The organism is Bacillus hominis (genome assembly GCF_030348325.1).
In the GTDB taxonomy this organism is placed as follows: Bacteria; Bacillota; Bacilli; order Bacillales; family Bacillaceae_G; genus Bacillus_A; species Bacillus_A hominis.
Map to the genome: position 1 here is coordinate 4,155,884 of NZ_JAUCFS010000005.1, position 12,766 is coordinate 4,168,649.

13 protein-coding genes and 2 other annotated features are annotated in these 12,766 nt (G+C 36.2%); of the genes, 3 read left to right on the plus strand and 10 right to left on the minus strand.

The genetic code is table 11. The features are described 5' to 3' along the window. The first annotated feature begins 55 nt into the window (after nt 1-55). Nucleotides 56-769 (plus strand): CPBP family intramembrane glutamic endopeptidase, encoded by a 714-nt coding sequence (locus QUF93_RS24170; protein ID WP_289360436.1) that lies wholly within the window; start codon nt 56-58, stop codon nt 767-769. A gap of 124 nt (nt 770-893) precedes the next feature. Further along, nucleotides 894-1,256 carry an ammonia permease gene (locus tag QUF93_RS24175; RefSeq protein ID WP_289360438.1) on the plus strand — a complete coding sequence of 121 codons (363 nt, stop codon included), beginning with the start codon at nt 894-896 and terminating at the stop codon, nt 1,254-1,256. Nucleotides 1,257-1,277: 21 nt separating this feature from the next. Here the strand turns inward: QUF93_RS24175 and QUF93_RS24180 are convergent, their stop codons facing one another. Together QUF93_RS24180 and QUF93_RS24185 are read right to left on the minus strand one after the other, a co-directional pair. Then, the gene (locus tag QUF93_RS24180; protein ID WP_289360440.1) at nt 1,278-3,077 is read right to left on the minus strand and encodes a DHA2 family efflux MFS transporter permease subunit; all 1,800 of its coding nucleotides are present in this window, start codon (nt 3,075-3,077) and stop codon (nt 1,278-1,280) included. A 12-nt stretch (nt 3,078-3,089) separates the two neighbouring features. Next, nucleotides 3,090-3,743 carry an HlyD family secretion protein gene (locus QUF93_RS24185; protein WP_002122946.1) on the minus strand — a complete coding sequence of 218 codons (654 nt, stop codon included), beginning with the start codon at nt 3,741-3,743 and terminating at the stop codon, nt 3,090-3,092. A gap of 296 nt (nt 3,744-4,039) precedes the next feature. On the opposite strand from QUF93_RS24185, the gene QUF93_RS24190 reads away from it, so the two are divergent. Beyond that, on the plus strand, nt 4,040-4,657 hold the full coding sequence (locus tag QUF93_RS24190) for a TetR/AcrR family transcriptional regulator (protein ID WP_002122949.1): 618 nt from the start codon (nt 4,040-4,042) through the stop codon (nt 4,655-4,657). A gap of 40 nt (nt 4,658-4,697) precedes the next feature. Here the strand turns inward: QUF93_RS24190 and QUF93_RS24195 are convergent, their stop codons facing one another. From QUF93_RS24195 to dnaI, 8 genes are all read right to left on the minus strand, one after another. Beyond that, nucleotides 4,698-5,783, minus strand: coding sequence for a M42 family metallopeptidase (locus QUF93_RS24195; RefSeq protein WP_289360441.1), 1,086 nt, complete (start codon nt 5,781-5,783; stop codon nt 4,698-4,700). Between the two features lie 70 nt (nt 5,784-5,853). Further along, the gene (locus QUF93_RS24200; RefSeq protein WP_000365057.1) at nt 5,854-6,345 is read right to left on the minus strand and encodes a dUTP diphosphatase; all 492 of its coding nucleotides are present in this window, start codon (nt 6,343-6,345) and stop codon (nt 5,854-5,856) included. A gap of 441 nt (nt 6,346-6,786) precedes the next feature. Further along, the gene (gene rplT, locus QUF93_RS24205; RefSeq protein ID WP_001138364.1) at nt 6,787-7,143 is read right to left on the minus strand and encodes a 50S ribosomal protein L20; all 357 of its coding nucleotides are present in this window, start codon (nt 7,141-7,143) and stop codon (nt 6,787-6,789) included. Between the two features lie 38 nt (nt 7,144-7,181). After that, complete coding sequence (gene rpmI, locus QUF93_RS24210) at nt 7,182-7,382, minus strand: 50S ribosomal protein L35 (RefSeq protein WP_001125945.1); 201 nt, start codon at nt 7,380-7,382, stop codon at nt 7,182-7,184. 21 nt (nt 7,383-7,403) lie between these two features. Next, nucleotides 7,404-7,907 carry a translation initiation factor IF-3 gene (infC, locus tag QUF93_RS24215; RefSeq protein ID WP_002015470.1) on the minus strand — a complete coding sequence of 168 codons (504 nt, stop codon included), beginning with the start codon at nt 7,905-7,907 and terminating at the stop codon, nt 7,404-7,406. 63 nt (nt 7,908-7,970) lie between these two features. Next, nucleotides 7,971-8,091, minus strand: a sequence feature (ribosomal protein L20 leader region). Nucleotides 8,092-8,297: 206 nt separating this feature from the next. Continuing rightward, nucleotides 8,298-10,235: a threonine--tRNA ligase gene (gene thrS, locus QUF93_RS24220; RefSeq protein ID WP_000786076.1), complete on the minus strand. Its 1,938-nt coding sequence runs from the start codon at nt 10,233-10,235 to the stop codon at nt 8,298-8,300. 48 nt (nt 10,236-10,283) lie between these two features. Continuing rightward, nucleotides 10,284-10,511, minus strand: a binding site (T-box leader). Nucleotides 10,512-10,542: 31 nt separating this feature from the next. Then, complete coding sequence (gene ytxC, locus QUF93_RS24225; RefSeq protein WP_002122954.1) at nt 10,543-11,424, minus strand: putative sporulation protein YtxC; 882 nt, start codon at nt 11,422-11,424, stop codon at nt 10,543-10,545. Between the two features lie 390 nt (nt 11,425-11,814). Continuing rightward, the gene (gene dnaI / locus QUF93_RS24230) at nt 11,815-12,753 is read right to left on the minus strand and encodes a primosomal protein DnaI (protein ID WP_289360443.1); all 939 of its coding nucleotides are present in this window, start codon (nt 12,751-12,753) and stop codon (nt 11,815-11,817) included. Nucleotides 12,754-12,766 lie beyond the last annotated feature (13 nt).

Here is a 12,766-nt window from a genome sequence, read left to right on the forward strand (position 1 = left end):
CAAACGCATATCGTTTATAATTACATATATAAATACAAAGAGGTGATTTGAACATATGCAACCCGCTACACAAATTCCGCACGAACAGAACAACCCCATGTCATGGTTACAATTTTTTGGAGTTTTATTCGTTCTCTTTCCGTGTCTCTCATTAATAAATATACTCTTTACATTTTTACCTATTGAATTATACGGATACATTAACCCAGATACAAATAAACCTTTACTTGAATCTATAGAAAATGTAAGTTATGAATTAGTTGCCCTACTTTTACTAATCGTATATATCATGAAATATAAACCACTGAAAGAACTAGTATTGCCTATATTTGATTTTCAAGTTTTAAAATCTTTCCAGATGTACATCTATGTTCTCATTTATTATGTACTCACCCTGTTTGTAGATATGTTTGTACTAGATAAATTATTCCCTTCATCCGTACAAGAACAGTCTGATGCATTACAACTTTCGACACTAGAGCACTATCCACTTCTCTTACTTCTAGCTGGCGGGATTTTTGCACCTATTTTTGAAGAGCTTGTATGCAGAGGTATTCTTCTTCGTTTTTTCGAAGAGAAGTTTACCTTTTGGCCAGCTGTAATTCTCTCAAGTTTAATTTTCGGTATCGCTCATACGTACTCTGTGGGAATTATGGTTAGTGCATTTATGACGGGAATATTTGCTTGTTTATTGTACAAACAAACTAAATCTATTATTCCAGCTATACTATTACATATTTTGACTAATATAATCGCCTTTTCAACGTAAAGAAGAGGTATCATCACGGTACCTCTTTCACTCTTTTATAACAACTTCAAACTGTTCGCAGCTATTTGTTGGCAGCTCGTGTCTATGCCTAATTCATTTTTCATTCGTTAAGGAGTTATTACACATGGAATCTACCGGATTATTTATTTGGCTTATCTTAGCCCCTATTTTATTATTATGTGAAATCATCGTTGGTATTTTTTTAATCACTGCCGGAATTAAATATCGTAAATTACTTACCTTTATAGCGGGATTGATTAGCGTATTGCTTATCGTTGTTCCTATCATTTGTATAGGAATCGGAATAGATTCAGAGCAGAAACTCCCAATTTCAGGAACTTTATATTGGAGCTTCTTCCTTTTAGCTGGACTATTAGCTATTATAAGCGGGAGACAATTAACACATATTCGTTCTATGGGGATAATTTTGTTTATAACGGGATTATGCTCTTTGACTGCTTATCATCTTTTATATTTAACTACATAAAAACATAAAAAAGCAGGGAATTTAATTCCCTGCTTTTCTATTTGGTTTATTGCCTGATGGTAAGAAGAACGATAACACCCAAGCAATACCAGCTAATATTGTTGCAATTAAGAAGGCATCGTTAATACCATTAATTGCAGATAGCTTTGAAATTTGTCCGAATAATAGTTGCGTGCTCATCACATCTCCTGCTTGAGCTGATCCGGCTAATGCCGCTAAGCTTTGGCCCATACCGTGTACTTTATCAACTAAAATTGGGTTTGACGTTGTTAACATATTGCCGTAATCCGCTACGTGAGCAGTAGTTTGTTGCGTCATAAGCGTGATTAATATCGCTGTTCCAATTGAACCAGCTACTTGTCTTGACGTATTTTGCGTTGCTGTACCGTGAGAAATTAATTTCATCGGCAGTGCGTTCATACCAGCTGTCATAATTGGCATCATAATGAATGACATACCAATTGAACGTATAATATAATCCGTCATAATAACGCTATACGGTGTATCCATTGATAACGTTGTAAATTTATATGTCGCAAATGTTGTAATGGCTAATCCAACAATTGCTAACGGACGAATACCATACTTATCAAATAGTTTACCTGCAACTGGTCCCATAATTCCCATAATTAATGATCCTGGAAGTAATAATAAACCTGATTCCATCGGTGTAAAACCGCGAATGTTTTGCAAGTATACTGGAAGTAATAACATACCTCCGAATAAGGCCATCGTAACGATTGCATTGATTACTAAAGTAAAAGTAAATACTGGATATTTAAACACTTGTAAATCAAGCATTTTATTGTCCGTTGTTAGCTCTCTCCAAATAAATACAGCTAAACCAATGACACCGATGATAAGTGTTATAACAACTTCTGCACTAGTCCAGCCATTATTTCCGGCTTCACTAAATCCGTACAGTAAGCTACCTAGTCCAATACTTGAACTAATAACACCGAATACATCTAACTTTGTTTTAGACACTGGCTGGGCTAGTGTAAAGAATTTTAAAGATAAGAACGTAATAATTAAACCGATAACAAACATTCCGTAAAACATTAAGTTCCAGCTATAGTTTTCAATTACCCAACCTGTTACAGTTGGTCCGATAGCTGGTGCTAAAATCATCGCAACCCCTAATAGTCCCATAGCTGCTCCGCGCTTATGAGGAGGGAATAATGTCATGAAGATATTCATACCAACTGGCATTAAAATACCTGCACCAACCGCTTGAATAACGCGGCCCGTCATCATCATTGTAAAGTTACCTGATGTAGCACAAATGATAGATCCTACAGTGAAGAATAACATTGCTGCTACAAATAATTTACGATACGTAAACCGTGAAACTAAAAATGCACTAATCGGTACTAAAATTCCGTTTACAAGCATGAAGCCTGTAATTAACCATTGTGCTGTTGAAGTTGATACGTTAAATTCGTTCATTAATGGAGGCAATGCAACATTAATGATTGTTTGGTTTAAAATAGAAACGAACATACCGAGAATTAATACAGCTACAACTGCCTTTACGTTTACATTCTCTAAAGGCATAGACATTGGTTTTTTCGGCACTTCTGTTTCTTGTTTTACTTCTTCTTGCTTCCCTGTTTCTAATTCAACTACATTAGAAACTTCTGTTTCTTGTTTTGATTCAATTTCTTTCTCTACTGTTTCTATCTTACTTACTTCTATCTTACTTACGGCTGGGACTTGTTCTTCTCCCGCGTTCGTTTTTTTCTTTCGTAAAAGACGATTTACAAGGAAGAAGACGATTATACAAAATAGTGTATATCCTACAATTGCAATTGAGGACATTTCATCTCCCCCTTACTTATGAATACGAACTGACACATTCATTCCAGGAACAATATTTACTGATTTACTATGATCTAAAGAAATTTTAACTGGTACAACTTGCTTTACTTTCGTATAGTTCGCTGTTGCGTTACTTGATGGTAACATCGAGAATGTATTTGCTGTTGTTAATCCAACTTGTTCTACTTTTCCTGTTAACGTTGTATCTGGGTATGCATCTACATACACATCTACTGTTTGACCTTTTTGAACATCATCAATATTTGTTTCTTCAATATTTGCTGTTACCCATAAATTGCTCATATCAAATGCATAAGCAATCGGGCTACCTGCTCCAACGAACGCATTAGTTGTTGCATTTGATTGTACAACTGTTGCATTTTGCGGAATTGTTACATCTACTGTTTGCTCCCCATTTGCTCCAGCTACAGTGACAGCACCTAATTTATCGTTCTCATTGTAGTTTTTTCCGACTTCAGCTTTCCAGTCTGTTAACTTACCTGCTACTGGTGATGCAATTGGGATTACTTTCCCGTCAATCTTCGCATTTTCTGTTTTTAAATAATTTTCCGCTTGATTGTAATAGTAATAACCGCCAATACCGCCGCCAACTAATACAATTAATGTGATAATGTTGATAATCACCATTCTTCGAAACTGATTCATTGCATTCCTCTCCTTATATCGCATATAATTTTTTTCTAAACTATTTACATCCTTAGTGTTTATATTGTTTAATTGTTAATTATATTAACCTTTAAACAAAAAAAGCACACCTTTTACGACGCAAACTATGTTTTGTCTGCATCCTAGCGGTGCTGATTTCTAAAGGACTATCGTTTATAATTATAAATAATTATCCCAAATCTACAACCAACAATTTAAACCTATATGTTGTTTAAACAACATTACACTATATATGTGTTGTTTAAGTTTAAAAAATTAAACGAGGTGAAGTAAAAATGTCTATTAAAAATACAAATGATCCACGTGTAAAACGAACGAGGCAACTCATACAGGATGCTTTTGTCGCTTTAGTAGGCGAAAAAGGCTTTGAAAATGTAACTGTGCAACATATCGCGGAACGTGCTCCTGTAAATCGTGCTACATTTTATAGCCATTACCATGATAAATATGACCTATTAGAAAAAAGTATTGAAGAAATGTTAGAGAAGTTAACGGAAGTAATTAAACCGAAAATTAGAAATAAAGAAGAGTTTCAACTGACATTCGATTCACCACATCCGACATTTTTGGCTTTGTTTGAACATATCGCAGAAAATGTGAACTTCTATAACGTTATGCTTGGAGATAAAGCTGCTGGAAACTACTCTTATAAAATGATGAAAACAATCCAAACATATTTAACATTAAGCTTATCTATTTCACAGCCTGATGATGAAGAACTCATGGTTCCTCGTGACATTCTTATTAGTTATGTGACAGGGGCTCATATCGGAATGATTATGTCATGGTTAAAAAGAGGCATGATATATACTCCGCATTTTATGGCAATGCAATTAACTCGTTTAATTATTTTAGGAACTCATACTGCGGCAGGATTAGACAGACCATTTTAAAATGCAAAAAGCGAAGGGGAAAATCCCTTCGCTTTCTCTATTAATTAAATGTAATGTTATGTACAGCCTCTTTATCAAGACGTTTAATAACTTCTACAATTAACTTCACTGCGTTTTCATAATCATCACGATGTAACATCGCTGCATGAGAATGAATGTAGCGTGTCGCAATCGTAATTGCCATAGACGGAATACCATTTACAGAAATGTGAATTGCTCCTGCATCCGTTCCCCCACCCGCTACAGAATCATACTGATATGGAATTTGTAATTCATCAGCAACATCAACAACGAAATCACGTAAACCTGTATGACCAATAACAGAAGCATCATATAAAATAATCTGCGGTCCATCACCCATTTTACTTTGTGCTTCTTTGGCTGTTACACCTGGTGTATCCCCAGCAATACCAACATCTACAGCGAATGCGATATCCGGCTTAATATAGTTTGCAGATGTTTTCGCACCACGAAGACCAACCTCTTCTTGTACAGTTCCAACGCCGTATACAACGTTTGGATGCTTTTCATCTTTTAATTGTTTTAATACGTCAATTGCAATTGCACAACCAATTCGGTTATCCCATGCTTTTGCAAGTAACATCTTTTCATTCTTCATCACTTGGAATTCGAAGTACGGTACAACTTGATCTCCTGGTCGTACGCCCCACTCCATCGCTTCTTCTTGGCTAGAAGCACCAATATCGATGAACATGTCTTTAATTTCAACTGGCTTTTTACGAGCTTCTGGAGGTAAAATGTGCGGTGGTTTTGAACCAATTACACCTGTTACATCTCCTTTACGCGTTACAATCGTTACGCGCTGTGCAAGCATAACTTGCGACCACCAGCCACCAACCGTTTGGAAACGAAGGAAGCCTTTGTCATCAATTTGCGTAATCATAAAGCCAACTTCATCTAAATGACCTGCAACCATAATTTTCGGGCCGTTTTCTTCCCCAACTTTTTTCGCAACTAAACTTCCTAAATTATCAGTAGAAAGTTCATCTGCAAACGGCTCAATATATTTCTTCATTACTTCACGTGGTTCACGCTCGTTACCCGCAATACCGCGTGCGTCTGTTAATTCTTTTAGCATTGTCAATGTCGCGTCTAATTTTGTCATTGCCAACACCCTCCTTTTTCTTCAGTCACTTTATTATACAATAAGTAAATTGAAATATTCAAAAATTAACTTAGTATCCTTGTGTTTGACGCTGATGATTTACTTCATTTTTATCTAAATATGCTTTTTCAATTTCCTCTTGTTCAAATTCAAGCGCTTGTCCAAGGCGAAGATAGCTTGTAAATAGTTCAATATAGTTCGTGATAGAAGGTTGATCTGTAAAACGAATCACTTTCGCATATGTGTCTAAGAAAATTTCCACTTGTGTTTTATTCGTTTGCGCACATTTATAGAATAAGAAGTTTTTATCAATTCCTAAATCGATTCCGATTGATAAAATAAAATGCAAACCATCTACGTATTCTTCTAATATTACTTCACGTTCTGACGCCGGTTTATTGCTCCAATATTTAAAACAACGTGTTTCATTTGCAAGTTCTCCAATTTCTACAAGAAGAGCTAACATTTTTTCTTTTAACAATTTCTTCGGTTGTAAGTCATGCTCTTTCACAATACGGTCATCTAATTCTTTTTGTAATTTAAATAGTTGTAGTAAGTCCATTCTATTGTCCTCCTCCAACATCGCATTTTCCGCAACAATGTTGTTTCATCTCAAAGTTCATTATTATGTTTCAGTTCTTATGAATAAGTCAGCTATCTACCTCTTTATAAAATAGCTTGTCCCTAATTTACAAATACGTTTCAGTCATCGCTCTTATATTGTTCATCTGATGAAAGTTCCATATCATCTTTCCATTATAGCAGTGTCGTTTCGGCTAGGAAAGATACTCTTCTTTCCAAACGAGCATAATTGAAAAAAGCCAGGAGGATTCTCCTGACTTCATATATATATTCTTCTATATCGCTATAGTTTTTATATTGATTTTGTCATATCGATAACGACGCGTCCATAAATTTTTGGAGCTTCATTCACTTCAAACTTCTCTTTGAATACAAACAAAAAACCTTAGAAGAAAATTCTTCTAAGGTTTCAACTAATTAATTAGTTAATGTTGTTTTTTGCAACTGTTGCTAATTCAGCGAAAGCTTTTTCGTCATGAACAGCTAAGTCAGCAAGCATCTTGCGGTTAACTTCGATGCCAGCATTTTTTAAACCGTGCATTAAGCGGCTGTAAGAAAGACCATTCATACGAGCTGCTGCGTTGATACGTGTAATCCATAATTTACGGAAGTCACGTTTCTTTTGACGACGGTCACGGAATGCATACATTAGAGATTTCATAACCTGTTGGTTAGCAACCTTGAATAATGTACTCTTAGAACCGTAGTAACCTTTTGCTAATTTTATAACTTTTTTACGACGTTGACGAGTAACTGTACCACCTTTTACTCTTGGCATAATATTACCTCCTAGTTTGTTCTATATATCAGCCGAACTTATTTTAAGTTGTCAAGCATTTGACGAATGCGTTTGAAGTCACCAGCGCTAACTACACCAGCTTTACGTAGTTTACGTTTAGCTTTTGTAGATTTGTTAGCGAATAGATGGCTTGTGTAAGCGTGAGAACGCTTCAGTTTACCAGATCCAGTCTTTTTGAAACGCTTTGCAGCGCCGCGATGAGTTTTTTGTTTAGGCATAGGTATTTCCTCCTCTATCTATTACTTATCGTTTTTCGGTGCTAAAACTAAGAACATACTGCGTCCTTCCATTTTAGGCTTAGATTCAATTGTACTAACTTCAGCACAAGCTTCTGAGAAGCGATCTAAAACACGTTGACCGATTTCTTTATGAGTAATGGCACGTCCTTTAAAGCGAATTGACGCTTTAACCTTGTCGCCTTTCTCTAAAAACTTGACAGCATTACGAAGTTTTGTGTTAAAGTCATGTTCATCAATTGTTGGACTTAAACGAACTTCTTTCATGCTAATTACTTTTTGATTTTTGCGCTGTTCTTTTTCTTTCTTCTGTTGCTCAAAGCGGAATTTACCGTAGTCCATAATGCGGCATACTGGCGGTTTCGCATTTGGAGCAACCAATACTAAATCAAGATTAAGACCTGCAGCTAAGTCTAAAGCGTCATTACGAGACTTGATTCCAAGTTGATCGCCGTTTGCGCCAACTAAGCGTACTTCACGTGCACGAATTTGCTCGTTAATCATCATATCCTTGCTAATAGTAAGCCACCTCCAAGGTTTTCTTAGAATACGTTTTGCAATTGTAGAACCCGAACAAAAAAAGTGCGGGCACACGGCACCCACACTTGTAATATCTTTAGTAAGAAATACATTTACCTGCTAACTGCGAATGCGTCCATCAGGTGAGAAGCGGGTGCTTCTACTTGTCAAAACCATATTCTATTATCCTTGATGAGTTTATCATAGGACATGACGTCTGTCAAGAAGACGCGATGTGTTTTACTAACAACAAGAAATATTGTAACAAACAACTAGCATACTTGCAATACTTTTTTATGATAAGTATTGTTTGGTTATTTTTTCTAGATTTTCTTTTTCATAATACATAAAAAAGCCGCGGTATACCGCGGCTCTTTTTTATCGTTTTCCTTCTACTTTAATCATGTCAACAAACGCATCTAATGCGATTGTTTCTGATTTTTGTTCACCATATTTACGTACGTTAACGCCATTTTCAGTAACTTCATTGTCACCTACTACAAGCATGTACGGAATCTTTTGCATTTGTGCTTCACGAATTTTGTAACCAATTTTCTCTTCACGAGTGTCTAATTCAACACGGATACCAGCACGTCGTAATTCATCTTGTACTTTCTTCGCATAGTCTAAATGTACTTGCGGAGAAACTGGAATTACTTGTGCCTGAACTGGAGCTAACCAAGTTGGGAATGCGCCTTTGTATTCTTCAATTAAGAAGGCTACGAAACGTTCCATAGTTGATACAACACCACGGTGAATTACAACTGGACGATGTTGTTTACCGTCTTCACCAACGTAAGCTAATTCAAAGCGTTCTGGAAGTAAGAAGTCTAATTGTACAGTTGAAAGTGTTTCGTCTTTTCCAAGAGCAGTACGAACTTGAACGTCAAGTTTTGGACCGTAGAATGCCGCTTCACCTTCAGCTTCATAGTAATCAAGACCCATTTCATCCATAGCTTCTTTTAACATACCTTGTGCTTTTTCCCACATCTCGTCATCAGCATAATACTTTTTAGTATCTGCTGGATCACGATAAGATAAACGGAATGAGTAGTTTTCTAAACCGAAATCTTTGTACACTTCTAGAGTTAAGTTCACAACGCGTTTTAACTCTTCTTTAATTTGATCTGGACGAACGAAAATGTGCGCATCGTTTAAAGTCATTCCGCGTACACGTTGTAATCCAGATAACGCACCTGACATTTCATAGCGGTGCATTGTTCCAAGTTCCGCAATACGGATTGGTAATTCACGGTAGCTGTGAATATCATTTTTATAAACCATCATGTGGTGAGGGCAGTTCATTGGACGAAGAACTAACTCTTCATTATCCATTTCCATTGATGGGAACATGCCATCACGGTAATGGTTCCAGTGACCAGAAGTTTCATAAAGCTCTCTGCTTCCTAATACTGGAGTGTATACGTGATCATAACCTAAGCTTGCTTCTTTATCAACGATGTAACGCTCGATAATACGGCGAATTGTTGCACCTTTTGGTAACCAAAGTGGTAAACCTTGTCCTACTTTTTGGCTATTAGTAAATAGTTTTAATTCTTTACCTAATTTACGGTGATCTCGCTCTTTCGCTTCTTCAAGCATACGTAAGTGCTCATCTAATTCTGCTTTCTTAACGAATGCAGTACCGTAAATACGTTGTAGCATTTTATTATTGCTATCGCCGCGCCAGTAAGCACCAGCAACACTTAATAATTTAAACACTTTAATTTTCCCTGTAGATGGAAGGTGAACACCACGGCAAAGGTCGAAGAATTCGCCTTGCTCATAGATTGAAATAACTGCATCTTCTGGAAGATCGTTAATTAAATCTAATTTTAACTCATCGCCGATTTCTTCAAAGCGACGAAGTGCTTCTGCACGTGGTACTTCATGACGAACGATTTCTAAGTTCTCGTTCACGATTTTTTGCATTTCTTTTTCGATTTTCTTGAAGTCTTCAACTGTAATTGCTTCTTCCATATCGATATCGTAGTAGAAGCCATTTTCGATTACTGGACCAATGCCAAGCTCAAGCTTAACATCTTTATATAAACGTTTTAACGCTTGTGCTAAAAGGTGGGCTGTTGAATGGCGTAAAATGTATAAGCCATCTTCAGAATCTAATGTAATAATAGAAACTGCACCATCTTCTTCGATTGGTGTAACAAGATCGATCATCTCATCGTTTAATTTTCCAGCCACAGCTTTTTTCTTTAAGCCTGGGCTAATAGAAGCTGCGATTTCTTCAGTTGTTACTCCTTTTGGAAACTCCTTCACAGCTCCATCAGGGAAAGTAATTTTAACTACATCTGCCATCACTGGTCACTCCTCTTTTTTTTCAAAATAAAAAACACTCATCCCATAAAAAGGGACGAGTGTTGAATTCGTGGTTCCACCCTTGTTCCAATTAACCTTATCGTTAATTGCTCAAGTTCAACATAACGGTGTTGTCCGTTAGCAATTACTAGAAAAACGTTCACTGCTAAAGTTTAGAGGTGGTAAGTAATAATCCCGTACTAGGAAGCTCACACCCTAAGGCTTCCCTCTCTGAAAATCGTAGAAAACTACCCATGTCCTCATCATAACATTTCGATATATTTCATTTATGTAGGTAATTATATGCTCAAAAACTTAGAAAATCAAGGGCGTTACCTTTATTTTTTAAATTTTTCACATTGCGCTCAAATTCATGTAATCCATGTAGTTGCACTCGTTCCTGAAATACATTTCGCAAAGTAATAATCATATTATGATCTTGTTCTTTCGTATATAAATAAATCTTTTTCGGCGAAATAGAAAGAAGTGGTGCAATTACTTTCGTATCGATATATACATCCTGTTTCTTTAATAATTCTTCATCTATATATTGAACCAATTTCTCCTGTTTTAAACGTCTACCTTTATCATCATAGAAAATAAAACTTTCATCAAAAATAAGATGTACACAGGACAAACGTGATTTCCGGCTACTTACTTGTTGGCGAAGTGTCTCAATGAACATTTGATATTCCTGCTCCATCTTATACTCATCAATTGCAACTTCAGCAAGCCTAGCTACCATTTCCCTATATGTACGAAGACGAAAACGAACGTATGATGAAAACGAGAATGAGAGCGGATCACAAAGCCAATCATTCAAAGACGAAGCAATATAAGATTCAAATTTTTGACGTGTTAAATCACGAGCTACTCCTTTTCTTCTTTCCTTTAAAATCTCATGTGCCATATGCAATATTTGATGACACTCTTCTTGTTCTTCATAAAAAAACTTTTCCTTTAAAATGGTATGAATCCATTCATTTTGTTTCACATTCATAATGAAATATAGTAATACTGGCAATAAAATCTTTTCAATATAATTCGATTCACATAATGGTATATGAATAACAACCTTTTGTTCGTTTAAATATACACTTGTTTCCTTATATAAGGATTCCGTTCTTTTCGTTAGTTGTCTGTATACGTGCACAGCATCATTTTTTTCTTCGAAGCAAATTTCAATCACTTTTGTCCCCCCTTTTATCCCCGCTCTAAAGGATTGCATCTATACGTTACAAATCCTATAAGAGTCCGATCTATGGAAGTTCACTCTTAGTAGAAACCTATCTCCCATCGTTAGAACATCCACTCGATATGGCTTGCTAATTTTATATATATTAAGGGAGGGAGAAAAAAATGATACAAGCTACTCTGAAAAAATGATTAAAATAAAGTGAAACTTTAATCAGTGGAGGTTTTGTCCATCCTCCACTGATTATTAGCCTTCACCAATCGGGCTTTTACGGGCAGCCCGACTCCCACCTAACTTCTTTGCTTTACAGCCGAATTTTGAGGTGGGAGTCTTACTGCCCGGCAAATAGCGGGATAAAAAAGAGCAAGCTTCTCAGCTCGCTCTTTACTTATTACGACGGTTCTTCCCACCAATCGGAATTGGTTTCGCTAAATATCTAATTCGTTCCATAATACGAGCTGCTTTCATTTTTTCTGCTTCACCGCGCTGTGTATACGTTAAATGATGTTCCAACTCCTTAAAATCAAAGTTAGATGTAAAGAACGTCGGTAAGTTTTCTAACATACGGAACTGCAAAATTGCGCCGAGCACATCATCACGTACAAAGCTTGACATCGCTTCTGCTCCAATATCATCTAACATTAAAACTTGTACGCGTTTCACCGCATCAATCTTTTCGCCAATCGAATTATCTTGAATCGAACTTTTAATTTCACGTAAAAATTCTGGAAAGTATACGAGCATCGAACTTATTTTCTTTTGAGCAAGCTCATTCGCAATTGCCCCTAAAAGATACGTTTTCCCTACACCAAATTTACCGTACAAATATAAACCTTGCACTTTTTCACCTGGTTTATATGCGCTTAAAAATTCATTCGCTGCCCCAATTGCATCAATACGTGCATCTAAATCGGACGGATCTAAGTTTTCCATCGTTGCCTGTAAAATGTCAGCTGGCATATATACACTTTGAACAAGTTTTTCATATTTTTTTCTCTCATCATATGCTACTTTTCTAATGCAACGATCGTATTGAATATCAATCATCTTACCTTGGATGACGAGCTTCGGCTCATATCCTTGTAGCATATTTTTACATGATCCTAAATTTGGACAATCAGCGCACCCTACACTTTGTCCAATGTATTCATATAACTTCACAAGACTTCGTTCAATCATCGAAGTCGTTACTTCACCTTTATGTTCGTCTATAAATTCTTTCACACGTGGGTGCGCCATTACTTCTGCTTTTAACACTTCATATCTATTTTTAAAGTTTTTATTTTCCATTAACTTCGCAAACGAATTTTGAATATGCTCCATTTCCTCACCTCAA